Consider the following 24,843-nt stretch of genomic DNA (forward strand, 5'->3'; position numbering starts at 1 on the left):
GACTTCATCCACACCGATCTGGTGCCTGCCTACAATCCGGCGTCCTGATTACGACACGACTCGATCTCGGCCCTTGTCCAAGGCCGCGGTGTACCGCTGTTCAACCGCGCCGACATCGTCCAAACCGCACCGCGTGACCCGTCTCTGCGAAACACAATGATCCCGGCTCTCGAAGAATTCCGCCGCATCGTCATCAAGGTCGGATCGGCCCTGCTGGTCGATCGCAAGGCCGGCCGGCTGCGCCATGCCTGGTTGGCAGCTCTGGCCGAGGACATCGCCGAGTTGCACGGCCGGGGCGTCGACGTGCTGGTCGTGTCTTCCGGCAGCATCGCCCTGGGGCGGACGGTGCTGGGCCTGCCGCCCGGGATCCTGCGGCTCGAGGAGAGCCAGGGCGCGGCTTCGGTCGGGCAGATCACCCTGGCCCGGCACTGGGCCGAGGCGCTCGGCCATCACGGCATCGTGGCGGGTCAGATCCTGGTCACCCCGCAGGACACCGAGGAGCGCCGCCGCTATCTCAACGCCCGGGCGACGGTGCTGAAGCTCCTGGAGATGCGCGCCGTCCCGGTGGTCAACGAGAACGACACGGTGGCGACCTCGGAGATCCGCTACGGCGACAATGACCGGCTGGCCGCCCGGGTCGCCACCATGATCGATGCCGACGTGCTGGTGCTGTTCTCGGATATCGACGGCCTCTACACCGCCCCGCCCCAATCCGACCCAAATGCCCGTCACCTGCCCGTGGTCGAGCGCATCACCCCGGAGATCGAGGCGATGGCCGGCGGCCCGGCCTCGGAGTTGTCGCGGGGCGGCATGCGCACCAAGGTCGAGGCGGCCAAGATCGCGGCTTCGGGGGGCACCCACCTCGTCATCGCCGACGGACGGGGCAAGAACCCCCTGAAGGCGGTGCGCGAGGGTGCGCGCTGCACGTGGTTCCTGTCCGGTTCGACCCCGACCGCGGCGCGCAAGACCTGGATCGCCGGCTCCCTGGAGCCGCGCGGCACGCTGACCATCGATGCCGGGGCCGCCAAGGCGCTGCTTAGCGGCGCCAGCCTGCTGCCGGTGGGCGTCCGGGCGATCGAGGGCAGCTTCTCCCGGGGCGATGCGGTGATGATCCGCGATCCTGACGGGCGCGTGCTCGGCCGCGGCCTGGTGGCCTATGACAGCGCCGAGGCGGCGCTGATCATCGGCCATCCGAGCGCGCGCATACCCGAGTTGCTCAATTATCCCGGGCGCGCCTGGATGGTGCACCGCGATGATCTGGCGCTGTTTTAGAATGAACTGAGTCAGATCAATTATTCGCGCACCCTGGATCGCTCGATCTCCATCACGCTCTCCGGTCGGGCACACTTGTAGGCCCATCGCCCGATGTGCAAATACGGCCTATTCCCCTGTCGGGCCGGTTTCCGCGGCCCTCGAACACCGAGGACGCCAGCGTGCCCGTCCTGAACCTGAGATCGGATTTCACCGAGGCCGAGGCGCTGCCGGAGCAGATGGCGGCGATCGGCCGTCGGGGGCGCGTCGCCGGCCGGCGCATGGCGCTCGCGTCGGCCCAGACCAAGGATCGGGCGCTGCGGTTGATCGCCGAGCGCCTGCGGGCCAATGCGGAAGAAATCCTCCGCGAGAACGCCCGCGACGTTGCCGCCGCGCGTCAAGCCGGGCAGAGCGCCGCTCTGATCGATCGCCTCGCCCTCGATGCCGGCCGGGTCGCGGCCATCGCCGATTCCGTCGAGAAGGTCGGCGCGCTGGCTGATCCGGTCGGGCGCCAACTCGCCGCGATCGAGCGGCCGAACGGCCTGCTGATCGAGCGCATCGCCGTGCCGCTCGGCGTCATCGGCGTCATCTTCGAGAGCCGCCCGAACGTCACCGCGGATGCCGGCGCGCTTTGCCTGAAGGCCGGCAACGCCGCGATCCTGCGCGCCGGCTCGGACAGCCACCGCAGTGCCCTGGCGATCGCCAAGGCGATGAGCGAGGGCTTGGCCGAGGCCGGCCTGCCCGCCGACGCGATCCAGCTGGTGCCGACCCGGGACCGCGCTGCGGTCGGGCTGATGCTCGGCGGCCTCGACGGCTGCATCGACGTGATCGTGCCCCGGGGCGGGCGCGGTCTGGTCGAGCGCGTCCAGGCCGAAGCGCGGGTGCCGGTCTTCGCCCATCTCGACGGCGTCAACCACGTCTACGTCGCGGCCGCGGCCGATCTCGACATGGCGCTCGCCGTGCTGCTGAACAGCAAGATGCGCCGGACCAGCGTCTGCGGCGCCGCCGAGACCCTGCTGGTCGACCGCGCCTGCGCGGCGACGCATCTGGCCCCCCTTGTCCGGACCCTCCTGGATGTCGGCTGCGCCGTGCGCGGCGATGCCGAGACCCAGGCGGTCGATCCGCGGGTCACCGCGGTCTCGGAAGACGACTGGCACACCGAATATCTCGACGCGATCATCGCGGTGCGCGTGGTCGACGGGATCGAGGCGGCGATCGAGCATATCGAGACCTACGGCTCGCACCACACCGATGCGATCATCACCGGGGACCGCGCCGAAGCCACGCGCTTCCTCGCGGAAGTCGATTCGGCGATCGTTACCCACAACGCCTCGACCCAGTTCGCCGATGGCGGCGAGTTCGGCTTCGGCGCCGAGATCGGCATCGCCACCGGGCGCATGCATGCCCGCGGCCCGGTGGGCGTCGAGCAGCTGACGACCTTCAAGTACCGCGTCCACGGCAGCGGCCAGATCCGCCCGTGATCCCGCCGGAAGTCCCGGCGTGCGGCTGACCCTGCCGCCGAGCGCCCCCGGCATGCGGATCGGCCTCTACGGCGGATCCTTCAACCCCGCCCATCACGGCCACCGCCACGTCACCGTGACGGCTCTGCGCCGGCTCGGGCTCGACCGGGTGTGGTGGCTGGTCAGCCCTGGCAACCCGCTGAAAAGCCGGATCGCCCTGCCCTCCGTGGAGGTGCGCTGCGCCCAGGCCCGGGAGATCGCCCGGCACCCGCGCATCGCGGTAACCGGCATCGAGGCGGCGCTCGGCGTGCGCTTCACGGTCCAGACCCTGCGCTACCTGACCCGCCGCTGCCCCGGGGTGCAGTTCGTCTGGATCATGGGGGCGGATTCGCTCGGCAATTTCCACCGCTGGAAGGGATTCGCCGAGATCGCCCAGTTGGTGCCGATCGCGATCATCGACCGGCCGGGCTTCACCATGACGCCGCTGAGTGCCCGGGCTGCCCATCGGCTGGCTCAGGCGCGGGTGCCCGAGGAGGCTGCGCACACCCTGTCGACGCGCCCGCCCCCGGCCTGGGTGTTCCTCCACGGCCCCCGGTCACCCCTTTCGTCGACTGAAATCCGCAACGGCGGGCGGGGAACCTGAGCCCCCGAATGCGACGCAGTTGCAATCGCCGCATGATACAGCCAATTTCATACCCGTTCGCGCGCCTGGAGAGGGCGGCACGGCATCACGAGGAATCAGGACGCTGCCCGAGACCATTCGCACGGAGACCATCCGCACCAATGCCCCCGTCCCGGAAGAGCCCGGGATGGCGCGCTCGGACGACCTGAAGGCGCTCGCCCTCTTCTGCTTGGACGAGATGAAGGCCGAGGAGACGATTGCGATCGACCTCGCCGGAAAGACCTCGCTCGCCGACACGATGATCATCGCCTCCGGCCGGTCGCAGCGGCATGTCGGCTCGATCGCCGACAAATTCATCCAGGAGATGAAGAGCCGCGGCTATGGCAACGCCCGGGTTGAGGGCATGCCGGCCTGCGACTGGGTCTTGATCGACGCGGGCGACGTGCTGGTGCACATCTTCCGCCCGGAAGTGCGCGGCTTCTACAATCTCGAGAAGATGTGGGGCGCCGACCGCCCGTTGGGTCTGGCGGCCGACTAGCTATCGCCCAACCCGCGCCGTCATTGCGAGCGCAGCGAAGCAACCCAGGGCAGCGCGCGATCGCAAGACGTAACGCCACGCTGGGTTGCTTCGCTGCGCTCGCAATGACGTTGCGGCAACGTCTGTCCCAATACAGCGAGAGACCCCTCCCCCGTGCGCCTCGTCCTGGCAGCCATCGGCCGTCTGAAGGCCGGCCCGGAGCGCGAGCTCGCGTCACGATATCGCGACCGTGCGGGGCAACTCGGCCGCGGGCTCGGCTTTTCCGCCTGCGACAGCGTCGAGATCGTTGAATCTCGAGCCCGCCGGGCGCCGGACCGCTGCGCCGAGGAGGCGTCCGCCCTGCTCGCGCATCTGCCGCCCGGCGGGGTGCTGGTCGCCTATGACGAGCGCGGACGCTCGGACATCGCCAGCGAGGCCCTGGCCGAGCGTGTCGCCGGCTGGCGCGATGCCGGCCGACCGGCCTTGATGGTGGCGATCGGCGGGCCAGACGGCCTGGACGCCTCAATTCGGACGAAGGCGGAGCTGATCCTGTCCTTCGGGGCCGCCACCCTGCCCCACGGACTCGTGCGCGTGCTCGCCCTGGAACAGATCTATCGCAGCCTGACCATCCTGGCCGGCCACCCGTATCACCGCGGCGAGCCGGGCTAGGGCGCCGTGCGGTTCGATGGCCTCGCCCGTGGCGTCTTTTTCCAGCGTCCAACCCTCCGCGCCCTTGTGCTGATCGCCCTCGCCGGCACGGCCGCGCCGTCGCGGGCCGAGGATCCGGCCGCCAACGCAGAATCCGAAAAGATCCAGCGTGCCACCGAGGAGCGCGAGCGGCGGGCCGAGAACCTCAAGCGCGTTCAGGACGCGCTCGCCGCCAGCGCCGGCCAGCGGGCGCAGTTCGAGAGCGAGATCGCGGCGATCGGCTCGGACCGGGCCAAGCTCGACAGCGCGCTGCTCGATGCCGGCCGCCAGGCGCAGGCCACCGAGGACCGGTTGAGCCGCCTGGAAGAGCGCCTGAAGGCGATGATCGAGAGCGAGGCCGCGATCCGGCGCTCGCTGCAAGCCCGCCGGGGCATCGTCGCCGAGATCCTGGCGGCGCTGCAGCGGATGGGCCGGAGGCCGCCCCCGGCCGTGCTAGTGAGCCCGGAGGACGTGCTGGCGGTGATCCGCACCTCGATGCTGCTCGGCGCGGTGGTGCCGGAGCTGCGCGGCGAGGTCGATACCCTGGCCGCCGATCTTGCCGAAATGATCCGCCTGCGCGGGCTGATCGCGCAGGACAAGGAGGGGCTGGCCAACGACCTCGCCGGCTGGGCCCGCGAGCAGCAGCGGCTCCAGGCCCTCGTCACCGCCCGGCGGGCCCGGCAAGCGGATGTGGAGAGCGGCCTGACGGCGGAGCGCAAGCGCGCGGCCGATCTCGGCGCCCAGGCCAAATCCCTGAAGGACTTGCTCGACCGCACCGAGGCCGAGGTCAACGCTTCCCGGCGCTCGGCCGACGAGGCGAAGGCTGCTGCCGAGCGCGAGGCCCGGGTGACGCAGGAGCGTTTCGCCGCGGCGGGCTTCCGAGATCCCGCCCGCCTGGCCCCGAAGGTGCCGTTCGCGGAAGCGCGGGGCGAAGTGCCGCGGCCGGTCAGCGGGCGGCTGGCGCGGGCCTTCAATCAGCCGGACGGCAATGGCGGGACCACCCGCGGCGTCTCCTTCACGACGCGGCCGAAGGCGCTGGTCTCGTCCCCGGCCGACGGCTGGGTGAAGTTCGCCGGGCCGTTCCGGTCCTACGGGCGTCTCTTGATCATCAACGCCGGCGATGGCTACTATCTTCTGCTGGCGGGGATGGATCAGATTAGCGTAGAGGTCGGCCAGTTCGTGCTCGCGGGGGAACCGGTGGGCAGCATGGGCGAGGGTGGCGCGGGCTCGCCCGGGTCCGACGGCGAACCGACCCTGTACGTCGAGTTCAAAAAGGATGGCGGCTCCGTCGATCCGGAGCCGTGGTGGGCGAAGAGCCCCAGTGACAAGATACTTGGCGAGAAGGTTCGCGGCTGATGCGCAAGACATCCCTGATCATGCTCGGCGCCTTCCTGGGTGCCGGGACCTCGATGGTGGCGACCCAGACCGACATCCTGTCGGGACCGCGGGCCGTGGCCGCCTCGGCCGAGACCTACCGCCAGCTCAGCCTGTTCGGCGACGTGTTCGAGAAGGTCCGGACCGACTACGTCGAGAAGCCGGACGAGTCGAAGATGATCGAGGCGGCCGTCAACGGCATGCTGACCTCGCTCGACCCACATTCGAGCTACATGGACGCCAAGGCGTTCCGTGACATGCAGACAACGACCCGCGGCGAGTTCGGCGGGCTGGGCATCGAGGTCACGATGGAAGACGGCCTGATCAAGGTCGTCACGCCGATCGACGACACGCCGGCCGCCAAGGCGGGCTTGCTCGCCAACGACATCATCACCCAGATCGACGACGACCAGGTCCAGGGCCTGACCCTGAACCAGGCTGTCGACAAGATGCGCGGCCCGGTGAATTCGGCCGTGAAGCTCAAGATCTCCCGCAAGGAGGCCAAGGAGCCGCTGGACGTCACGCTCACCCGCGATGTGATCAAGATCAAGCCGGTGCGCTCGAAGGTCGAGGGCGGGGATATCGGGTACATCCGCCTGACCCAGTTTAACGAGCAGACCTTCGACGGCATGCGTGCGGCCATCGACAAGCTGTCGAGCGAGATCGGGGCCGACAAGCTCAAGGGCTACGTGGTCGACCTGCGCAACAACCCGGGCGGCCTGCTCGACCAGGCCGTAATGGTCTCGGACGGCTTCCTCGACCGCGGCGAGATCGTCTCCACCCGCGGCCGCAACCCCGATGAGACCCAGCGGTTCTCGGCCAAAGCCGGCGACCTGACCAAGGGCAAGCCGGTGGTGGTGCTAGTCAACGGCGGCTCGGCCTCGGCCTCCGAGATCGTGGCCGGCGCCCTGCAGGATCACAAGCGCGCGACCATCATGGGCACGCGCTCCTTCGGCAAGGGCTCGGTGCAGTCGATCATCCCGCTCGGCGGCTCCGGCGCCCTGCGGCTCACCACGGCGCGCTACTACACGCCGTCGGGCCGCTCGATCCAGGCGAAGGGCATCGAGCCGGATGTCGAGGTGCTGCAGGAGGTGCCCGACGAGCTGAAGGGCAAGGACGAAACCAAGGGCGAGGCCGGGCTGAAGGGCCACCTGAAGCAGAAGGACACCGACGAGCGCGGCGGGTCCTCCGCCTACATCCCGCCGGACCCGGCAAAGGACAAGCAGCTCCTGTCGGCGATCGACTTCCTGCACGGCATCCAGAAGGGCGCCGCCAACGGCACCCAGGCGCCGCAGCAGCAGAAGCCCAGCGTGCCGAACTGATCGTTTTCCACCGATCCAAGTGCCAAAAACCCCGTCCGGCAGGCCTGCCGGGCAGGGCTTTTTTGTGCCGGTTCGAGACGTTAGCGGAAGATTAACCATACCGGCCGGCAATGATCGCCAGGATTTGCGCCGCTGCTATCGGGCGTGGGACGCGAATCCGCATCGAGTGCCGCTTGACCGAACCCACCGACGATATCCTCACGCGCCCCCTCGGGGTGCCCGAGGCGCAAGCGCCGGAGCGGCCCGAGGGCCGGTTCGGGCGCCTCGTCGCGCCGCTGCGCCGGCCCAAGGTGGCTGCGGGCGTGATCGCCGGCGGGTTGCTGGCGGCCTGCGGGCTCGTGCTGGCGCTGGGCGATCCCCAAGGCGGTGAGCCGCGTGTGGAAGTCGCCATCGCGCTGCGCGAGCCCCTGTCGCGATCCGCTCCCGCTCCGGTGGCGGCCGTCTCGGAGCCGCAGGGCGCCGTGGTCGTCAACGCGGGGGGCTCGCAGCAGCGCAGCGCCGAGGAGATCGAGACTGCCTCGGGCGTCACCGTGGTGCGTCCGCCCGGCTCGGGCCCGAGCGAGGCCGTGGTGATCCGCGTGCCGCCGGCCAACGCGCCCCGGCTCACCCCGGCCCCGGATCCCCGCATCAGCGAGCAGGGCCGCCACGGGACCATGCCGAAACTCGGCGAGGGTCGGGTGCGCGCCCTCGACGTCTACGCCCGGGCCGAGGAGCCCGGCAGCGGCCCCCGGATCGCGATTCTGGTCACCGGCCTCGGCGTCGGCCAGGCTGCCACCGCCGGCGCGACGGTCCGCCTGCCGCAAGCCGTGAGCCTCGCCTTCCTGCCCTACGGCGCCGAGGCCGAGCGCTCGGCCGCCCGCGCCCGCGACGCCGGCCACGAGGTCTTCCTCCAGCTCCCCATGGAGCCGTTCGATTATCCCGACAGCGATCCCGGCCCCCAGACCCTGCTCACCGCCCTGAAGGGCCTGGAGAATTCCGACCGCCTCGCCTGGTCGCTCGCCCGCTTCCCCGGCTATGTCGGCGTGGCGAACTTCATGGGCGCCAAGATGATGGCCGACCCGGCCTTCGAGCCGATCCTGCGTGAGATCGGCGCCCGCGGCCTCGGCTTCCTCGACGACGGCACCGGTCCGAAGCCCGCGTTGACCAACAAGACCCGCACCCCGGTCGCCCGGGCCGAGCTCGTCCTCGACGCGGTGCCCCGCGCCGACGCCATCGACGCGGCGCTCGCCCAAGCCGAGGCGCGGGCGCGGGTCACCGGGTTCGCCCTGGTCTCGGCCAGCGGTGCGGCGCTCAGCGTCGACCGGATCGCCCGCTGGGCCCGGGACCTCGATACCCGCGGCATCCGCCTGGTCCCGGCGAGTGTCGCCCTGCGCGGCCCGGTGGAGAAGCGGGTCAGCACCGCCAATTGACCGCGTGCTTTCGGTGCCAGCGGCGTTGCCGCGCGACTTGCGCCTGACCTATGGTCGCCGCCGATGACCACAGATTCCGACTCGGACGCCGCGCTGCCCTACCGCCCCTGCGTGGGCGTCGCGCTGATCGCGCCCTCGGGCGGCGTCTTCGTCGGGCGCCGGACCAAGGAGGCCGGCCCGGAGCACGTCGCCGGCCCGTATATGTGGCAGATGCCGCAGGGCGGCATCGATCCCGGCGAGGACCCGCGAGTCGCGGCGCTGCGCGAACTCTACGAGGAGACCAACGTGCCGCCGGACGCGGTCCGCCCGCTCGGCGAGATTCCGGATTGGCTGAGCTACGACCTGCCCCCGGCGGTGGCGAAGCAGGCCTGGAAGGGACGCTATCGCGGCCAGACCCAGAAATGGTTCGCCTATGGGTTCCTCGGCAGCGAGAACCTAATCGACGTGCTGAGCCCCGGCGGCGGCGCTCACAAGGCCGAGTTCGACGCCTGGCGCTGGGCGCGATTCTCCGAGCTGCCGGACTTGATCGTACCGTTCAAGCGCCCGGCCTACGAGGGCGTGGTTGCGGCCTTCGCCGGTCTCGAGAGCTGGGCTTCGCGGCCGTGATCGCTCGGACGGGATCGTAGGGTGGTGCGCTGGCTCGCGATCCCGCTCGCGCTCGCTCTGACGTGGCTCGCCTTCACGGTGAGCCCGCTCTGGTCGCTCTACGATCTGGCGCAGGCCGTGCGCCGGCACGACGTGGCCTATATCGAGGGCCACGTGAACTTCCGGACGCTGCGGCTGTCCCTGGTCCGCCAGATCACCGGAGCGATACGCTCCGCCTCCGACACCGACCTGGACCTCGAACCCCGCGACCGGCAGCGCCTCAACGACGTGGCCTACGGATTGGCTCTGGCACTGGCCGAGACCCTGGTCACGCCCGAGACGGTGATGGACCTCCTCGACAACGGCTGGCCCGACAAGCTCGACATCGAGCGCCCCGCCGCGCTCAAGCCGGAGGGCCTGGCGATCCGCAGCGCCGGGCGGCTCCTGCCCTATTATACCGCCCTGGAGATGCGCGGCTTCCGGGCCGTGGTGATCCCGATCCCGCCCGAAGCTCCCCGGGCCGAGCGCACCCGGATCCGCCTGCGTCTGAGGGGCCTGAGCTGGCGGCTGGTCGACATCGAGATGGCCGACATCCTGCGCGAACAGATCGCCGCCAAGTTGGGGCGGGCGCTGGCGCGGGCCAAGCTCGGGGCGAGCGCGGGAGAGGAGCGGTGATGCTGCGTTCGGGCTGGTGATGGTCGCGGTACCACGACCTGCACCACGAATCCGTCGGATCAGGGCACTTCCACCCACGCCCTCATCCTGAGGCGACGGAGCGCAGCGGAGGCCTCGAAGGAGCCCTCCAGGGATCGCGAGCAGACTGGAGGGCCCCTTCGAGGCTCGCTGCGCTCGCACCTCAGGATGAGGTGAATTGTAGGGAAGACCGTCGATACCGGCTGCGCGGGGTGCCCCCCCGCCGTCAGTTCGCCTTCGGAGCCGGCGCCTTGGCAACCGGAGCCTTCTCGTCCGCCGGCGCCTTCGCCTTTGGCTCGCGCGCCTCGACCAGGCTCTCCGCCTCGTCCTCGTCGGTGTTGCCGCCCTGCACGATCGTCTTGTCGGGGTTGGCCAGCAGCGATTTGGCGATGCCGAGCAGCACCTCGCACTCGCCGGGGAACTTGTAGGTCTCCAGCACGATCGCCGCGTCGCGCAGGGTGCGCAGGTCGCGCACCGTCTGTTCGTTGGCGTCCTGGCGCAATTCCTTCTTGGCGGCGATCCCCTCTTCGATCTGGGCGCCCTTCACGTCGCAGGTGGCCGGGGCCGCCAGGGCGGAGGTGGTGAGGGCGAGGACGAGGCCGGTGGCGATCAGCGGGCGCCGCATGGCGGGGTTCCTTGGAAATCCGGGGTCAGGCGTGGTGGTGAGGGTGCGCGGCGCGCAGCATGTCGTTGGTCAGGGCCACGAGCTGGCTCGGCCGATACGGCTTGGGGACGAACACCGATTCGGAGACGGCGTCGGCGGGCGACAGGCAGGCCCGGCCGCCGGACGTGTAGAGGACCGGCAGATCGGGGCAGACGCTGCGGGCGCGGCGCGCCAGCGCCAGGCCGTTCGTGTTGCGGGCGAGGTCGATATCGGTGAAGAGCATGTCCACGCTCTCCCGCGCCAGGATCGCCTCGGCCTCCCAGGCATCCGCGGCGGTGAGCACCCGATAACCTTCTTCGAGAAGCGCCTCCGCGGCCAGCTCGCAGACGGTCGGCTCGTCCTCGACCACGAGGATGGTCGGGGCGGCCGAGTCCAGGGCGGGCATGGACGGGCAGGCGAAGGCGGCGGCGAACGGCATCATGACGCAACTCCCACTCACCCGGCGGGGGCGCGGTAGCCCCGCGCCGGATCGAAGGAGCAACGGGCCCCTGCGCTCCGGCGTTCGCGGTGATTGCATCGAATTGCTCCGACTTGGTGCATGGGCCGTTAACCCCACCCCGCTGCCGGTGAACGGAGCGTCCGAAATGGTTAACGGTGCGTTACCGGATTGCGGCGGGAGGGCGGATTCGTGAACCGGTCCTGGCAGCTGGGCACCGGCCTGCTCCTCACGGGGCTCGCCGGCTACGTCGATGCGCTGGGCTTCATGCGGCTCGGCGGGCTCTACACCTCGTTCATGAGCGGAAACACCACGCAGCTCGCGGTGTTCGGCGCCGAGGCCCAGCCGCACCGGATGCTGCTGCCGGCGATCCTGCTGGTCGCCTTCCTGACCGGCTCGATCCTCGGCAGCGGGCTGGCGATCCTGGTGCCGCAGCGCTGGACCACCCCGGTGGTGCTGGCCTACGAATCGCTGCTGATCCTCGGCGGTTTGGCTTTGGGACTGGCCTCGCCCGAGCTGGGGCTCGCCGCGTTCTTCGTGGCCGTCGCCATGGGGGCGCAGAACGCCGTGCTGGCGCAGGTGCAGGGGTTCCGCGCCGGCACCACCTTCGTCACCGGAGCCCTGTTCAGCCTGGGCCAGAAGATCGCCAGGGCGCTCACCCGGACGGGTGACCCGTTCGGGTGGATCGGCGACGGGCTGGTCTGGTTGTCCCTGCTGCTGGGCGCCCTCCTGGGGGGGCTGGCCTACGAAGCGTTCGCCCTCTACGCCCTGGTCGCGCCGGCGGCGGTCTCGGGGGTGCTCGCGCTCATCACCGCGGTGCTGGTCCTGCGCGCCGGCCCGCGGGCCAAGAAAGTCGAGTCCCCATGAGCGAGTCCGTCAGCCATCCGTCCCTCACCGACCACGTCGCGCCGCTGGAAGCAGGCGCCCACGTGGTCGCGGCGCATTTCCTGAAGGATTCGCCGGCCCTGGCCCTCGGCGACGGTACCGTCGCCCTGGTGCAGAGTGACGACCTCGTGCGCATCGCGGCCCATCCCGACAGCGGGATCCTGGTGGCGGCCGGTAGCCCCGACCGCCTCGTCACCGGCGGTGACGACGGCCGCGTCGTCGAGATCCGGGCCGGGGGCGCGACCCAGGAACTCGGTGTCGCCAAGGGTGGCGCCTGGATCGACGCCCTGGCGCTGCACCCGGACGGCGCCGTCGCCTGGTCGGCGGGGCGCGCGGTCGTGGCCCGGGACACCAAGGGCCGGGAGAAGAGCTTCACCGCCCCGTCCACCGCCCGCGGCCTTGTCTTCGCCCCGAAGGGCTACCGGCTTGGCGTCGCGCATTACAACGGCGTCAGCCTGTGGTTCCCGAACCTCGAGACCCCCGCAGAGGTCGTGACCTGGAAGGGTTCGCATATCGACGTCACGTGGTCGCCGGACGGCCGCTTCGTGGTCTCGACCATGCAGGAGAACGCCCTGCACGGCTGGCGCCTGCAGCCGGATCGCGGCCACATGCGGATGTCGGGCTATCCCGGCAAGGTCCGGTCGGTGTCGTGGTCGTCGGACGGGCATTGGCTCGCCACAGGCGGCGCCGAGGCGGCGATCGTCTGGCCGTTCGACTCCAAGGAAGGCCCCACCGGCAAGGCGCCGCGGGAATGCGGCGTCCGGCCGGCCCGGGTCTCGCGGGTGGCGTTCCATCCGAAAGCGCCGGTCCTGGCGGTCGGCTACGAGGATGGCTGCATCCTGCTGGTGCGCTTCACCGACGCCTCCGAGCTGCTGGTGCGGCGCGCCGTGCAGGGCAGCGGCATCACCGCGCTGGCCTGGGACGCGCGCGGCAACCGGCTGCTGTTCGGCTGTGGCGACGGCCAAGCCGGACTGCTGACCCTGCCGGCCTGAGTTTTTGTCTCCGGGCGACAGCCATGCTTTGTTTCCGCTTCATCGAGTCGCCCGGCTGGAGGGTTTGACGTGTTCCGCGTGTTCCGCACTTTCGGCCTCGCCCTCGGCCTGCTCGGCGGCGTGATCGCCGCGCAGGCCCCCGAATTCGCGCAGCAATACGCGCAGCGGATCGGTGGCGCCGTCGACGAGCTGCGCCGGCAGGTGGCGGTGCTGGAATCCGACGCGCAGGCGACCGGCACCACCCGCGACGGCGCAGTCGACCGGCTGCGCACGAATCCCGATCAGCTCGTCGCCCGGCGGGGCGAGGCCGCCCAGGCCGACATCGCCCGACTCGCCCGCCTGAGTTCCCAGCAACAGGCCCTGGCCTCGGCCACGAGTCCGCTGGGCAAGGTGGTGGCCATGCTGCGTGACCCGGACGTGCCGGTGGCGCAGGCCGCCTATCAGGACTTCAGCCCCGCCGTCCCGACCAATGCCGACGGCCTCGCCGCCGGGCTGATCGGGTTTCTCGCCGCCTGGGGCGGCTGGCGTGTCGTGTCCGATCTCGGCCTGCGCCTGACCCGCCGGCGCCCGCGCGAGACCACCCGCACCGCCTGACTCGGTCGCAAGGCAGTGCGCGGACCCGGGAGTGTTGCCCAGGGTCTACAGCGGCTTGCGCGGGGCTTGCGTATCGAACGTGATCCGGCCACCACGGTCCGGGATAAGGCGCAAGATGCCGCGCGCGTCGAACTCCACCACGATCGATCCGGCGCTCGACGCCGCCGCCCTGCTGCGGCGCGTCGGCTTCTTCGGCCTGTTCGTCATCCTGCCGGTGCTGGCGCAGGTCGCCCGCCGCGCCACCGTGATCCTGGCGCCGATCGCCGTGGTGCTGCTGATCATCGCCAGCGCGATCGACCGGCGCCAGCGTCCGGTGCGCCCGGGCGTGTCGCGGCTGCTCACGGCGCCGGCCTTCCTGGCCGGCATGCTGGTGGTGCTGTGGTCGGTGCTGTCGTTGACCTGGACGCCGTTCTTCGGGCCGGCGGTCGAGCGTCTGGCCAACCTCGCGGCCACGATCGGGCTGGCGCTGCTCGGCTATTTCGCCCTGCCCGACCGGATGCGCTCGGCCAACCTTTATCTGCTGCCGCTCGGGGTCGTGGCCGGGTCTATCGTGGCGATCGTTCTCGGGCTGTTCGGCGCCCATCTGGCGCCCCCCGGCATCGACGACGACGGCGCCCTCGACCGCGGCTTGATCCTGCTGATCCTGCTGGTCTGGCCGGCGCTCGCCTGGCTCCGGTCCCGGCGGCGCGACCGCGAGGCTCTGGGGCTCGCCCTGCTGGTGGCCCTGGCGCTGACGGTTCAGCCGGACGTCACGCAGATCGCCGCCCTGGCCGTGGGGGCGCTGGCCTTCGCGGTGACGAGCTATCGGCCCAAGCTCGGCGTGATGCTGACCGCGACGATCTCGGCCGCGCTGCTGGCCGTGGCGCCGCTGCTGCCGTTCCTCGCCCGTCCGATCGGCGCCGCCCTGCTCGGGCCGCTGTCGCCGGCCGCGCTGTCGCTGAAGAGCTGGCAGAAGGTGGTGACCGCCGATCCGGTTCGGCTCATCACCGGCCACGGCTTCGAGACGGCGCTCCGCGGGCGCCTCGTCGGCCTGCTGCCTCTGAACGCGCCGACCACGGCGCTGTTCGAGTTCTGGTATGAGCTCGGCATCGTCGGCGCGCTCGCCGCCGCCTTCGCGCTCTACGCCTCGATCCGCCGGGGCGGCCGCGACATTCCGGCCCTGATCCCGGGGGCGATGGGGTGCTTTGCCGCCGCCTTCACGGTGGCGTGCCTCGGCGTCGGCCTCACGGCGATCTGGTGGCTGAGCATCATCGCCATCGCCATCGTGGTGTTCGTGGCGGTGGAGCGCGGCCAGTTCCGGACCAGCCGCCCCAAGGTCGCCAAGCTGCACCGGCTGCGGGAGAACTGAGCCTCGTCCTGAAAGTCGGAAGACAGCTCTACGCCTTCACCATCAAGCGCAAGGCGCCCCAGCGGCGGCCATTCACCCGGATCGGCACCGAGACGTTTTTCATCATGTCGAACCGGCTGCCCATGTTGCGCCGGTAGGTCTGGACCAGCACCGGTTTGTCGCTGGTCATCTGGGCCAGGGAGGTGCGGTCGAGCTGGCGGGTCCTGGCTCGCGAATGGGCTGCGTTCCAGACCGGGTCGTCGGTCGGCGGCTTGGCGAAGGCGGCGTTGACGGTCGGATAGTAGTTGTTCATGTCGCCGGCGGCACAGGCCACGATCTGCGGCGAAGCGGCGACGATCTCTTCGAAGATCGGTTGCAGGTGGCGCGTGCAGAAATCGGTATGCCGCGTGAGGTAATGCGGCGGCTCGACGCCGGGCACCGGTCTGTAATCCGTATCGAACAGGGCATCCGCGGTGATCTCGCCCCGCGCAACTGCGTCTTCGAACAGTCTGGAAACCTGCTCGGCCGTCTGCACGGCGGCGTCCATGAACGGCGTGTCGACGGTCTCGACCCCGGCCTCGGCCGTGAGCGTGATCATATCCTCGCTCATCGCATGGAGACCGCTCGTCCGTTCGCGCACCGCTTCGAGATCGACGAGCGACGCGCGCGCCTCCCCCTCGATCTGGCTGATGTCCTCGCGCACGGTCCGAGACCGGACCTCGTTCTCGGTCACGGCGCGGGTGATGTCTCCCACCCGATCGCGCACCTGGGCCAGATCGCGGTTGACCTGATCGAGCTGGCCGAGGGCGGTCCCGAACACGCCGGAATCGGAACGTGCGGCCTCGGCCACCGTCGCGGCGTCATGGCTTTCCGTGACCAGAAGGGCGATCTGCGCGCTCAACGCACTCAAGGTGGCCTCGATCGTGGTGACGGCGTTCGCTGTCTGGAGCGAGAGCGCCTTGACCTCGGCGGCGACGACGGCGAAGCCCCGGCCGGCATCGCCGGCACGGGCGGCCTCAATGGTCGCATTCAAGGCCAGGAGGTTGGTCTGTCCGGCGATCTTCTTGATGTCGCGGGAGACCGACGAGACCCGGTCGAGTGAATCCCGCAGGCCGGGCAGCTTGCCTTCGACCTGTCCGATGCTGACCACCAGCCCGTTGATGGTTTCCAAGGCGCTTCTGACGGTGCCCCGGCTCTGTTCCATCGCGGCGCTGACCTGGGTCGAGGCTTCCCGCGTCGTCACCGCCGCCTCGGCGATGCGCGCATTGGCTTCCGCCATCGCCTGGACCGCGCCCGTGACGGCCACCAGCTGGTCCTGCTGCCGTTCGGCGCGCTCCGTCACCTGATCGATGCGGCCCGAAATATCGGCCGATTCGATGCCGAGGCGGCCGACCCGTTCGGCCATGGCCTGAATCGTGTGCAGCAGGTCGGTCGTCGGCTGGGACATGTCGGATCCGGCTGGCGCTTGAAGGACCGATGACACGGAAGCTGGCTTCGTGCCCGCGTTAGAGCACCTCACAGGACTCCCGGTTCCCGGAAGTTCTCCCTCTGCACGCGACAGTGCCGGGGGAGTTGTGTGAGACACTTTTAGCTAGCGACTTTCCAGGATCGGACAAGTGGGGCCGCACAAACTCACAAGCAATTAAGAACGTTGCCACACCAAGAAACCAGAAGCCGCATTTTGCAAAGCTAATTCAAGATTTAATGATGAATATCGCTCGTCGACGGGGAATATTTATCAGGTCCCGCGCCCCGAAAATCGGCTGACGATTTTCGGAATGCGAACGATGCACAATCTAATTCTCCGATCATCGCCCAGATTGCAATATCCAAGGCGGTGCTGGAGGAGATGCCGTCCTTGCTCCGGCGCAGCGGCCGTTCAGCTGCGCCGGGTGATCATGGAGACGTAAAAGCCGTCGGTCCCGGTCCGCAACGGAGTCATCTGTAGGCCGTGAGCGGTCTGGCGCACGGCGGTCGCGAGGCTCGGCGGTCCGGCCGCCAGCACGGTCTCGGCCGGCACGGCATCGAAGCGGCCGCGCCAGCGCGACAGCAGCCCGGCCACGGCGGCGTCGTTCTCCGCAGGCAGCAGCGAGCAGGTGATGTAGACGATCCGCCCGCCGGGCCGGATTAGTTTGGCCGCTCGGTCGAGGACCTGGCTCTGCTCGGCGACGCGCAGCGCCAGGCTGCCCGGCCGCAGCCGCCACTTGGCGTCCGGGTTGCGCCGCCAGGTCCCCGAGCCGGTGCAGGGCGCGTCGACCAGCACCCGGTCGACTGTGCCGTCGAGATCCTCCAGCACGTCGGCCCGGGCCTTGCCGCTGCGCGGCGTGCGCACCGCGACCTCGGCGCCGGACCGGCGCAGGCGCTCGTGGATCGGTGCGAGCCGGCGCGGATCGCCGTCGGTGGCGATCAGGCGGGCGCCGTTCCGGGTCTGGGAGGCCAGCGCCAGGGCCTTGCCGCCGCCGCCGGCGCAGAGATCGACGATGGTCTCACCCGGTTGCGGGTCGGCCAGCAGGGCGGCGAGCTGCGAGCCCTCGTCCTGGATCTCGTACCAGCCGTCCAGGAACTCGGCCTCGACATGGAGCGCCGGGCCGCGGCCATCGGCGCCGATCGGGACCCGGACGCCGAGCGGCGCATGCGGGGTCGGGGCGGCCTCGTATCCGGCGAGCGCCGGCATCAGGTCGTCGCGGCTGCCACGCAGGGCGTTGACCCGGATGTCGAGCGGCGCGCGCCGAGCGAGCGCCTTCAATTCGGGGATCAGCGCGTCGCACAGCGCGGCCTGAAGCTCGGGTAGCACGAAGGCCGGGGCATCGCCCGCCACCTCGGGCGGGGCCGCGTCCAGCGTCCCCGATTCGAGGCGGGCGCGCTCGTCGTCGCTCAGCGGCTCGGGGGCGAAGCGCTCGCCCGAGAACAGGGCGGCCACCGAGGCCGCGGCGAGGCCCTGCTGCAGCCGCAGGGAGCCGATCAGCACGGCGCGCGGCGCTTCCGAGCCCATGATCCAGGCGGCGGAGGCCCGCCGGCGCAGGGCGTCGTAGACCAGGCTGGCGATCCCGGCCCGGTCCCCGGAGCCGGCGAAGCGGTGCGCGAGGCCCCAATCCTTCAGCGCGTCGGCGGCCGGGCGGCGGCGCTCCGTGATATCGGTCAGGACTTCGATGGCAGCGGAGCAGCGGGCGGCGGGGGTCAGGGTCCGGATCCTTCTGAATGGGTCGAGGCCGACGCGAAACGGCCACGCTTGGCCCACGATGCCGCCACGGTACGGCCGAGCTTCCAGCACGATCCCGGTTCAGACCGGATCGTGGGCGGTCCCGCGACACGGGGCCGGCCCGTGTCGTATGGCATCCTCCCGTCGCGGGCCAGTGGGTTCCGCCAAGGGGGCATGCCCGGGAGTGCCTCAGATCATGTCTTCCGTCGTTCGCGTGGCTCGTTCTCTGACTCTCGCCGGCTTCGCCGCCGCCGCCCTCGCCGCCTGCGCGAGCGCCCCGGCCGCCCCCGACCTCACCCCACCGCCGCGCCGGCCGCTGGATGCCAAGACGCAGCTCGAATACGGCAACCCGCCCCCGCCGCCGCCCGGCCGCTACTGAGGGCCGGATGCGGGGCGCGGCTCAGGCCGCTTCCCGCGCCCGCCGGGCCTCGTAGCCCTTGAGGCCGGCATAGACCCGTTCCAGCGCCGGGAACGCCGCCTCCGGGACGAGCCGGCGCCCCCTGGCGATCAGGTCGCCGATGACGTGGTCGGCCTCGATCCGGCCGCCATTCTCGATGTCGCGCAGCATCGACGCCGTGAAGGTCGAGCCCTGAGCCGTGAGTTGCGCCCGGGCCCGCTCGGCGACCACGCCGCGCGGCTCGAACCCGCTCGCCGCCGCGATCGCCGTGCACTCCGTGTGGAGGGCGGCGATGAAGGCGGCCCCGCCGGGTGCCGCCACGATGTCGCCGACCGCGGCCCGCATCAGGGTCGTCGCGCCCGCGAGGCTCGCGAGGAACACCCACTTCTCCCACATCTCCAGCAGGATCACGTCGCTGAGGCGGGCCTGGAACTTCAGGCCGCGCATCAACCCGTCGATCGCCTCGATCCGGGGCGACCGCGACCCGTGCCGTTCGCCGTAGGTGATGCTGCACAGCTCGCTCATGTGCCGGATCGCCCCGTCCGGCGCGAGGGTCGCCGCGATGGCGCAGGATCCGCCGAGGACCCGCTCCGCGCCGAACCGGGCGTCGAGGGCATCGAGATGGGACAGGCCGTTCAGCAGCGGCAGGATCGCGGTCCCCTCGCTCACCGCGGGCGCCAAATCGGCCAGAGCGCTGTCGAGGTCGTAGGCCTTGCAGGACAGCACGACGAGATCGAACGCGCCCGCCTGCCCCAGCTTATCGGCCGTGACGGTGGGAGGCGCCGCAAGGTGAAGATCACCCAGCGGCGAGTGCAGCACGAGCCCGTTCGCCGCCAGTTTCTCGGCCCGCGCCGGCCGGACCAAGAAGGTCACGTCCGCCCCCGACTCGGCGAGCCGCGCCCCGTAATAGCCACCGGTCGCCCCGGCTCCGACGATCAGGGTGCGCATTGGGTGTCTCCGGGGCGAGAAAAACGGCGGCGTTCGGTGTCGTGAGCGCCTCCCGCGATCAAATCAAGATCCGAGAAGACGGTGACGGGCGGTCCACTGCGCCGTTTGAAGCTGCCGAACTAGTCTCGCATCTGCGGTCAACAGGACGCCGTCCCAACGTTCAGCCGCGGCCACGTAAAGCGCATCGTAGTGGGTACATCCGACAACGCGCGCGGTATTGAGCGCTGCGTCCGCAATCGCGTGGATCGGACGGAGCTGGACGAGCTTGCCCAGGGCCGCGATCGCGGCCCGCGCATGATCGAGCGTGATTGTGCCTGACCGATAGGCTTTCAGAAGTGTGTTCCCAACTTCCACAAGAATGTGCTCCGGCGCAATCCGGACATCCTCAGCGAGCAGGACCGTCTCTGCCAAATCGCTCTGTGGCTCCGGCAAGAACCACTTTACAGCGACGCAGGCATCAATGACGATCATCGTCCTTCGCGGTCTGCCCTGATCATCGGGGTGCTGTCGGGAAGCAGCTTACGACGCGCTTTGGCCCGGATCGTCCGGACCAGAGCCACGGCCTCAGCGGCCTGAAGGTCGTTCGTGTCCTTCAGGCCATCGTCGTGGCGGTGACGCAGGCCAGCTTCCGCGCGACCGCCGACGTCATCCCGCGGGACGTCGAAGACGGGTCGATGCCGACCGAGCGAAGACCAGCTTGGGATGTTCATGAGACCTCCGCCTCAGGTCCGCGACGGATAGTTCGGGCTCTCGCGGGTGATGGTCACGTCGTGGACGTGGCTCTCGCGCAGGCCGGCATTGGTGATGCGGATGAACTGCGCGCGCTCCTGGAAGTCCGGGATGGTCGCGCCGCCGACATAGCCCATCGCGGCACGCAGGCCGCCGGCGAGCTGGTGCAGGACGTTGCCCACCGGGCCCTTGTAGGGAACCTGGCCCTCGATGCCCTCGGGGACGAGCTTGTGGGTGTCATTCACCTCCGCCTGGAAGTAGCGGTCGGCCGAGCCACGGGCCATGGCGCCCACCGAGCCCATGCCGCGGTACGACTTGTACGAGCGGCCTTGATACAAAAAGACTTCGCCGGGGGCCTCGTCGGTGCCGGCGAGCAGCGAGCCGAGCATCGCGACGGAAGCGCCGGCCGCGATCGCCTTGGCGAGGTCGCCGGAATACTTGATGCCGCCATCGGCGATGACCGGGATGTCGGCCTCTCCGGCGGCCTCGACGGCCTCCATCAGGGCGGTGAGCTGGGGCACGCCGACGCCGGCCACGATCCGGGTGGTACAGATCGAGCCCGGGCCGATGCCGACCTTGATGGCGTCCGCGCCGGCATCGATCAGCGCCTTCGTGCCCTCGCGGGTGGCGACGTTGCCGGCGATCACCTGGACGGCGTTGGAGAGCTGCTTCACCCGGGCGACCGCGTCGAGCACCTTGATTGAGTGGCCGTGTGCGGTGTCGACCACGATTACGTCGCAGCCGGCATCGATCAGGCGCTCGGCCCGCTCGAAGCCGCTATCGCCCGTGGTGGTAGCAGCGGCGACCCGCAGGCGGCCCTGCTCGTCCTTGACGGCGAACGGGTAGGTGACGCGCTTCTCGATGTCCTTGACGGTGATGAGGCCGATGCAGCGGTAATGGTCGTCGACCACCAGCAGCTTCTCGATCCGGAACTGGTGCAGCAGCCGCTTGGCCTCGTCCTGGGTCACGCCCTCGCGGACCGTGATCAGCCGGTCCCGGGTCATCAGCTCGGCCACCGGCTGGGCGGAATTGGTGGCGAAGCGGACATCGCGGTTGGTCAGGATGCCGACCAACTTGCCCCGGGAGCCGTTGGGGCCGCGCTCGACCACCGGGATACCTGAGATGCGGTTGCGCTTCATCACCTCGAAGGCGTCGGCCAGGGTCTCGTCCGGGTGGATCGTGATGGGGTTCATCACCATGCCGGACTCGTACTTCTTGACGAGTCGGACCTGCTCGGCCTGCTCCGGCGGCTCCAGGTTGCGATGGATCACGCCCATGCCACCGTTGGCCGCCATGGCGATCGCCATCGGCGCCTCGGTGACGGTATCCATCGCGGAAGCGAGGATCGGCAGGTTCAGGGGGATCGTGCGGGTCAGCCGCGAGGCGACGTTGACCTCGGTCGGCATCACCGAGGAAGCGGCGGGCCGCAGGAGCACGTCGTCGAAGGTCAGGCCCTCGATGATCGTTGCAGAATCGACTCGGGCCATGTGCCAACTTTCCTCGGACGGCCGCGCTCGGGGGGGCTGCGCAGCGGGATCGGGTTGGCAAGGGCCAGTATCATGGGGTCCGCGGCCGCGCCAATGCGCCGTCGCCGCGCCGCAGCGGGAAATCGCGCATGGCTCCCCCGCTTTTTTGCACCGGTATGGGCGGCGCGGTCAGCGCAAATCCGGAGCGGGGCCCTTGTCGGTGTATTCCGGCGGCAGGCCGATATAATCGCCGAGGATACCGTCGATGCCGGGCGCCCGGCCGTAGGCCTCGCAATCGGGGTCGAGGGGCGCTTCGCCGAGCGTGGTGACCCGGATGCGGTCCCAGGTCGGCAGGGTGTTGGGCGCGTTGAACGGGTCGTCGCCGGTGGCCAGCATGAAGCCGAAATCCTGGCCGAACTCGCCGGCGAGGTCATAAGCGTCGCTGGCGCGGGAGAAGCGTGGCTGGCTGGTGAACGAGTTCGCGGCCCCGCCCCAGACCATCGCGGCGCGCTGCTCGCGGCGGCGGTCCAGCGCCTCGGCCTCGACCGTGAGGCTGCCGAGCCCGATCGGGATCCGCGGGATCGGGATACGGCCGATGCCCTCGACGGCGCTGAGGCCGACCTGGGACGCCACGGTCACGCCGGCCGAGCCTGAGATGGTGGCGCCGGCGCCGAGGAGGTCGGTGGGCTCGACCCGGGTGACCTGCGCCCGCACGGTCAGGTCGGCGTCGCGGCCGGTCACGACATCGTAGCGCAGCGACAGGTCGTAGCAGAGCGCCCGGTCGGCCGCGTTGGCGATCAGGCGGCGCTCCGCCTGGGTCAGCGGGGCGGCGCCCGCGACGTCGGCGTGGAACGCCGTCGGGATGATCCGCACGGTACCGGCCTTGGCCAGCGCCGGCCGGTCCACGTAGAGCCGCGAGGCCGAGGCGACCGCGCTGCTCGCCTTCAGGCGGTCGTAGCGGGTGAGCGAACCGCGATCGTTCAGCAGCACTGTGCCGCAGGCCGTTACCGTCGACAGGAGCGCGACGGCGGCGGCGATCCGCGACAGGGATCGGCGCTTGGTCGGAGAGGGCTGCATCGCGTGTCCCGTGGCCGGCACCGCGCCGGTATCGACGGCCGGAAGACCGCTCGCGCCAAACGTAGCCATTGGACCACCCGCACAAAAGGTGGTGTCCGGTCACGATGCAACCTCTGTTGCGTTGCGGATACAGACGCGAAACACGACGGTGCGAATGGGCGCCCCCGCCGTGCAACCGTCCCGGCGCGACGCGCGTCTGCTGTCCGATGTCTTCCCCGACCCAAAAACCGCTCTGGATCGTCCCCCTGACGGTGGCCACCGCCCTGTTCATGGAGAACACCGATTCCACCGTGATCGCCACGGCGCTGCCCAGCATCGCGACGAGCCTCGGGGAGGACCCGATCGCCCTGAAGCTGGCGCTGACCGCCTATCTCGTCAGCCTGGCGATCTTCATCCCGGTGAGCGGCTGGATGGCCGACCGCTACGGCTCGCGCACGGTGTTCCGGGCCGCGCTGGTCGTGTTTATGATCGGGTCCCTGGCCTGCGCGGCGGCCAACGGCCTGGCGTGGTTCGTCGCCGCGCGGTTCCTTCAGGGCATGGGCGGCGCCATGATGGTGCCGGTGGGCCGCCTCGTCGTGCTGCGCAGCGTGCCGAAGTCCCAGCTGGTGACGGCTCTGGCCTACCTGACCTTCCCGGCGCTGGTCGGCCCGGTGATCGGGCCGCCGCTCGGCGGGCTGATCACCACGTGGTTCGACTGGCGCTGGATCTTCTTCATCAACCTGCCGATCGGCTGCGCCGGGATCGTGCTGGCAAGCCTCTATTTCGAGGACATCCGCGAGCCGGAGCGGCCGCCGCTCGACGTCGCCGGCTTCTTCCTGCTCGGCACCGGCCTCGCCGCTTTAATGCTCGGGCTCGCCTCGATGGGACGCCATCTCCTGCCGGCCTCGGTCTCCTGGGGGTGTCTGGCCGGCGGCGCGATCCTGCTGCCGCTCTATTTCCTGCATGCCAGGCGTGTCGCCCACCCGATCGTCCGGCTCGACCTGATGAACCGCCCAACCTTCCGGGTCGCGATCCTGGGCGGCAGCCTGTTCCGGGTTGGGACGGGCGCCATCCCGTTCCTGCTGCCGCTGATGCTGCAGGTCGGGTTCGGGCTCGACGCCCTGCATTCCGGCCTGATCACCTTCGCGGCCGCGGCCGGAGCGATGTTCGTGAAGACCCTGGCGCCCAGGATTCTGCGCCATCTGGGCTTCCGCACCGTGATGGTCTCGAACGCGGTGCTGGCCTCGGCCTTCCTGGCGGTGAACGGGCTCTACACGGCGGGTACGCCGCACTGGATCATGATCGCGCTGCTGTTCATCGGCGGCTGCTCGCGCTCGGTGCAGTTCACCTGCGTCAACGCCATCGCGTATGCCGATCTCGAATCCCGGGAGATGAGCGCGGCCACGAGCTTCGCCAGCGTCTGCCAGCAGCTGTCGCTGAGCCTGGGCGTCACCCTCGGAGCGCTCGCCCTCGAGGGGACGGCTGGTCTCCACGGCCGGGCCCGGATCGAGGCCGGCGATTTCGGGCCGGCGTTCGTCGCCGTGGCTGTGCTGTCGGCCCTCTCCGTGCTGGCCTTCCGCAAGCTGACGCCCGATGCCGGTGCCGAGATTTCCGGCCGACGGATGGTCGCCGCGACGCCATCCGCATCACCCGAGCTGAAGCCCCGGGCAAGCTGAGCCGGTCAGGCCGCTGCCCGGGCCGGTGCGCGTCCGCCCGATTTCTTGCTGGCGCCACCGCGGGCCGCGGAGCTTTTTCCGGCGGCCTTGGCCGGCGCGCGCTGCGGAGCCGGCCGTTCGGCCGCCTGGCCGGCGCGCCAGCCCTGCCAACTCCAGGCACCGGGACCGGTCAGCGCGTAGATCAAGAATCCGCCCGCGAGCCCGAGATCGGCGAGCATCAGCGTCCGCTCGGCGATCGCGGCCGGCCCGACATATTGCCAGAACGCGTGCAGCATCACGGCCGTCACCGCCGCGAAGGCGGCGAGCGCCAGCCCGGTCAGGCGCGGCAGCACGCCGAGGATCAACGCGAGGGGCCCGAAGACCTGCACAACCACGGCGGCGGTGGCGACGCCGTTCGGGAACGGCATGCCGCTGCCGGCGAGCGTCAGCGCGAAGCCCGAGACGTTGAGCGCCCGGGCGATCCCGGTCGGCAGGAGCGCGGCGGCCAGGAGCAGGCGCGCGGCGAGAAGGGTTCCGTCCTGGGCGCGGGCGATCATGGTCGAATCCGGTCGGCT

General features: G+C 70.4%; 25 protein-coding genes. 16 read left to right on the top strand and 9 right to left on the bottom strand.

The genetic code is table 11. The features are described from left to right. Positions 1-156: 156 nt before the first annotated feature. The 10 genes from proB to MKL09_RS15580 all read left to right on the top strand — a co-directional run bounded on the left by proB (position 157) and on the right by MKL09_RS15580 (position 9,902). Positions 157-1,272, top strand: coding sequence for a glutamate 5-kinase (gene proB / locus MKL09_RS15535; RefSeq protein ID WP_244021485.1), 1,116 nt, complete (start codon positions 157-159; stop codon positions 1,270-1,272). Positions 1,273-1,433: 161 nt separating this feature from the next. Continuing rightward, entirely contained in the window at positions 1,434-2,732 is a 1,299-nt protein-coding gene (locus MKL09_RS15540; RefSeq protein ID WP_244021487.1) for a glutamate-5-semialdehyde dehydrogenase, read from the top strand. 52 nt (positions 2,733-2,784) lie between these two features. After that, positions 2,785-3,354, top strand: a complete 570-nt coding sequence (locus MKL09_RS15545) for a nicotinate-nucleotide adenylyltransferase (protein WP_244021715.1) — start codon at positions 2,785-2,787, stop codon at positions 3,352-3,354. Between the two features lie 166 nt (positions 3,355-3,520). Next, positions 3,521-3,871 carry a ribosome silencing factor gene (rsfS, locus tag MKL09_RS15550; RefSeq protein ID WP_244021488.1) on the top strand — a complete coding sequence of 117 codons (351 nt, stop codon included), beginning with the start codon at positions 3,521-3,523 and terminating at the stop codon, positions 3,869-3,871. A gap of 153 nt (positions 3,872-4,024) precedes the next feature. Next, positions 4,025-4,519: a 23S rRNA (pseudouridine(1915)-N(3))-methyltransferase RlmH gene (rlmH, locus tag MKL09_RS15555; protein WP_244021489.1), complete on the top strand. Its 495-nt coding sequence runs from the start codon at positions 4,025-4,027 to the stop codon at positions 4,517-4,519. Positions 4,520-4,525: 6 nt separating this feature from the next. Next, a complete protein-coding gene (locus MKL09_RS15560) occupies positions 4,526-5,893 on the top strand; it encodes a murein hydrolase activator EnvC family protein (protein WP_409566934.1) in 1,368 nt (455 codons plus the stop codon). Beyond that, positions 5,893-7,233 (top strand): S41 family peptidase, encoded by a 1,341-nt coding sequence (locus MKL09_RS15565; protein WP_244021491.1) that lies wholly within the window; start codon positions 5,893-5,895, stop codon positions 7,231-7,233. Before MKL09_RS15560 ends, MKL09_RS15565 begins: the two co-directional genes overlap by 1 nt. Positions 7,234-7,406: 173 nt before the next feature. Beyond that, positions 7,407-8,642: a divergent polysaccharide deacetylase family protein gene (locus MKL09_RS15570; RefSeq protein ID WP_244021493.1), complete on the top strand. Its 1,236-nt coding sequence runs from the start codon at positions 7,407-7,409 to the stop codon at positions 8,640-8,642. 63 nt (positions 8,643-8,705) lie between these two features. Continuing rightward, positions 8,706-9,248 carry an RNA pyrophosphohydrolase gene (locus MKL09_RS15575; protein WP_244021495.1) on the top strand — a complete coding sequence of 181 codons (543 nt, stop codon included), beginning with the start codon at positions 8,706-8,708 and terminating at the stop codon, positions 9,246-9,248. A gap of 24 nt (positions 9,249-9,272) precedes the next feature. Further along, the gene (locus tag MKL09_RS15580) at positions 9,273-9,902 is read left to right on the top strand and encodes a DUF2939 domain-containing protein (RefSeq protein WP_244021719.1); all 630 of its coding nucleotides are present in this window, start codon (positions 9,273-9,275) and stop codon (positions 9,900-9,902) included. 244 nt (positions 9,903-10,146) lie between these two features. On the opposite strand, the gene MKL09_RS15585 is transcribed toward MKL09_RS15580, so the two are convergent. Next, entirely contained in the window at positions 10,147-10,545 is a 399-nt protein-coding gene (locus MKL09_RS15585) for a photosystem reaction center subunit H (RefSeq protein WP_244021497.1), read from the bottom strand. Positions 10,546-10,570: 25 nt separating this feature from the next. Next, the gene (locus MKL09_RS15590) at positions 10,571-11,005 is read right to left on the bottom strand and encodes a response regulator (RefSeq protein WP_244021499.1); all 435 of its coding nucleotides are present in this window, start codon (positions 11,003-11,005) and stop codon (positions 10,571-10,573) included. Positions 11,006-11,212: 207 nt separating this feature from the next. Between MKL09_RS15590 and MKL09_RS15595 the strand changes: the two genes are divergently transcribed. From MKL09_RS15595 to MKL09_RS15610, 4 genes are all read left to right on the top strand, one after another. Next, positions 11,213-11,887: a YoaK family protein gene (locus tag MKL09_RS15595; protein WP_244021501.1), complete on the top strand. Its 675-nt coding sequence runs from the start codon at positions 11,213-11,215 to the stop codon at positions 11,885-11,887. Next, positions 11,884-12,897, top strand: coding sequence for a WD40 repeat domain-containing protein (locus MKL09_RS15600; protein WP_244021503.1), 1,014 nt, complete (start codon positions 11,884-11,886; stop codon positions 12,895-12,897). Before MKL09_RS15595 ends, MKL09_RS15600 begins: the two co-directional genes overlap by 4 nt. Before the next feature lie 69 nt (positions 12,898-12,966). Beyond that, positions 12,967-13,491, top strand: coding sequence for a DUF2937 family protein (locus tag MKL09_RS15605; protein WP_244021505.1), 525 nt, complete (start codon positions 12,967-12,969; stop codon positions 13,489-13,491). Positions 13,492-13,606: 115 nt separating this feature from the next. After that, on the top strand, positions 13,607-14,839 hold the full coding sequence (locus MKL09_RS15610) for a peptide ABC transporter permease (protein ID WP_244021507.1): 1,233 nt from the start codon (positions 13,607-13,609) through the stop codon (positions 14,837-14,839). A gap of 28 nt (positions 14,840-14,867) precedes the next feature. On the opposite strand, the gene MKL09_RS15615 is transcribed toward MKL09_RS15610, so the two are convergent. Both MKL09_RS15615 and MKL09_RS15620 read right to left on the bottom strand, forming a co-directional pair. Beyond that, positions 14,868-16,265 carry a methyl-accepting chemotaxis protein gene (locus MKL09_RS15615; RefSeq protein WP_244021509.1) on the bottom strand — a complete coding sequence of 466 codons (1,398 nt, stop codon included), beginning with the start codon at positions 16,263-16,265 and terminating at the stop codon, positions 14,868-14,870. Between the two features lie 432 nt (positions 16,266-16,697). Beyond that, a complete protein-coding gene (locus tag MKL09_RS15620) occupies positions 16,698-18,056 on the bottom strand; it encodes an RsmB/NOP family class I SAM-dependent RNA methyltransferase (protein WP_244021720.1) in 1,359 nt (452 codons plus the stop codon). Between the two features lie 157 nt (positions 18,057-18,213). Here MKL09_RS15620 and MKL09_RS15625 point away from each other — a divergent pair, with 157 nt between their 5' ends. Beyond that, positions 18,214-18,396: a hypothetical protein gene (locus MKL09_RS15625; protein ID WP_244021511.1), complete on the top strand. Its 183-nt coding sequence runs from the start codon at positions 18,214-18,216 to the stop codon at positions 18,394-18,396. Positions 18,397-18,417: 21 nt separating this feature from the next. Here MKL09_RS15625 and panE read toward each other — a convergent pair whose 3' ends face one another. The 4 genes from panE to MKL09_RS15645 form a co-directional block, all read right to left on the bottom strand. Further along, the gene (gene panE, locus MKL09_RS15630; protein ID WP_244021512.1) at positions 18,418-19,362 is read right to left on the bottom strand and encodes a 2-dehydropantoate 2-reductase; all 945 of its coding nucleotides are present in this window, start codon (positions 19,360-19,362) and stop codon (positions 18,418-18,420) included. Between the two features lie 63 nt (positions 19,363-19,425). Then, complete coding sequence (locus MKL09_RS15635; protein ID WP_244021514.1) at positions 19,426-19,833, bottom strand: type II toxin-antitoxin system VapC family toxin; 408 nt, start codon at positions 19,831-19,833, stop codon at positions 19,426-19,428. A 251-nt stretch (positions 19,834-20,084) separates the two neighbouring features. Then, entirely contained in the window at positions 20,085-21,578 is a 1,494-nt protein-coding gene (gene guaB, locus MKL09_RS15640; RefSeq protein WP_244021516.1) for an IMP dehydrogenase, read from the bottom strand. A 168-nt stretch (positions 21,579-21,746) separates the two neighbouring features. Continuing rightward, positions 21,747-22,634: a DUF3313 domain-containing protein gene (locus MKL09_RS15645; protein ID WP_244021721.1), complete on the bottom strand. Its 888-nt coding sequence runs from the start codon at positions 22,632-22,634 to the stop codon at positions 21,747-21,749. Between the two features lie 206 nt (positions 22,635-22,840). Here MKL09_RS15645 and MKL09_RS15650 point away from each other — a divergent pair, with 206 nt between their 5' ends. Continuing rightward, positions 22,841-24,289, top strand: coding sequence for an MFS transporter (locus MKL09_RS15650; protein ID WP_244021518.1), 1,449 nt, complete (start codon positions 22,841-22,843; stop codon positions 24,287-24,289). 5 nt (positions 24,290-24,294) lie between these two features. Here MKL09_RS15650 and MKL09_RS15655 read toward each other — a convergent pair whose 3' ends face one another. Then, positions 24,295-24,825: a DoxX family protein gene (locus tag MKL09_RS15655; protein ID WP_244021520.1), complete on the bottom strand. Its 531-nt coding sequence runs from the start codon at positions 24,823-24,825 to the stop codon at positions 24,295-24,297. Positions 24,826-24,843: the final 18 nt, after the last annotated feature.

The organism is Methylobacterium sp. J-048 (genome assembly GCF_022829515.1).
GTDB lineage: Bacteria > Pseudomonadota > Alphaproteobacteria > Rhizobiales > Beijerinckiaceae > Methylobacterium.

Excerpts from the sequence above, each read along its gene's own strand:
- MKL09_RS15655 (WP_244021520.1), bottom strand. The coding sequence starts at position 24,825 with ATGATCGCCCGCGCCCAGGACGGAACCCTTCTCGCCGCGCGCCTGCTC.
- MKL09_RS15610 (WP_244021507.1), top strand. The coding sequence starts at position 13,607 with ATGCCGCGCGCGTCGAACTCCACCACGATCGATCCGGCGCTCGACGCC.
- MKL09_RS15545 (WP_244021715.1), top strand. The coding sequence starts at position 2,785 with ATGCGGATCGGCCTCTACGGCGGATCCTTCAACCCCGCCCATCACGGC.
- rsfS (WP_244021488.1), top strand. The coding sequence starts at position 3,521 with ATGGCGCGCTCGGACGACCTGAAGGCGCTCGCCCTCTTCTGCTTGGAC.
- guaB (WP_244021516.1), bottom strand. The coding sequence starts at position 21,578 with ATGGCCCGAGTCGATTCTGCAACGATCATCGAGGGCCTGACCTTCGAC.
- MKL09_RS15600 (WP_244021503.1), top strand. The coding sequence starts at position 11,884 with ATGAGCGAGTCCGTCAGCCATCCGTCCCTCACCGACCACGTCGCGCCG.
- MKL09_RS15575 (WP_244021495.1), top strand. The coding sequence starts at position 8,706 with ATGACCACAGATTCCGACTCGGACGCCGCGCTGCCCTACCGCCCCTGC.
- proB (WP_244021485.1), top strand. The coding sequence starts at position 157 with ATGATCCCGGCTCTCGAAGAATTCCGCCGCATCGTCATCAAGGTCGGA.
- MKL09_RS15635 (WP_244021514.1), bottom strand. The coding sequence starts at position 19,833 with ATGATCGTCATTGATGCCTGCGTCGCTGTAAAGTGGTTCTTGCCGGAG.
- MKL09_RS15625 (WP_244021511.1), top strand. The coding sequence starts at position 18,214 with ATGTCTTCCGTCGTTCGCGTGGCTCGTTCTCTGACTCTCGCCGGCTTC.
- panE (WP_244021512.1), bottom strand. The coding sequence starts at position 19,362 with ATGCGCACCCTGATCGTCGGAGCCGGGGCGACCGGTGGCTATTACGGG.
- MKL09_RS15615 (WP_244021509.1), bottom strand. The coding sequence starts at position 16,265 with ATGTCCCAGCCGACGACCGACCTGCTGCACACGATTCAGGCCATGGCC.
- MKL09_RS15650 (WP_244021518.1), top strand. The coding sequence starts at position 22,841 with ATGTCTTCCCCGACCCAAAAACCGCTCTGGATCGTCCCCCTGACGGTG.
- MKL09_RS15585 (WP_244021497.1), bottom strand. The coding sequence starts at position 10,545 with ATGCGGCGCCCGCTGATCGCCACCGGCCTCGTCCTCGCCCTCACCACC.
- MKL09_RS15590 (WP_244021499.1), bottom strand. The coding sequence starts at position 11,005 with ATGATGCCGTTCGCCGCCGCCTTCGCCTGCCCGTCCATGCCCGCCCTG.
- MKL09_RS15565 (WP_244021491.1), top strand. The coding sequence starts at position 5,893 with ATGCGCAAGACATCCCTGATCATGCTCGGCGCCTTCCTGGGTGCCGGG.
- MKL09_RS15645 (WP_244021721.1), bottom strand. The coding sequence starts at position 22,634 with ATGCAGCCCTCTCCGACCAAGCGCCGATCCCTGTCGCGGATCGCCGCC.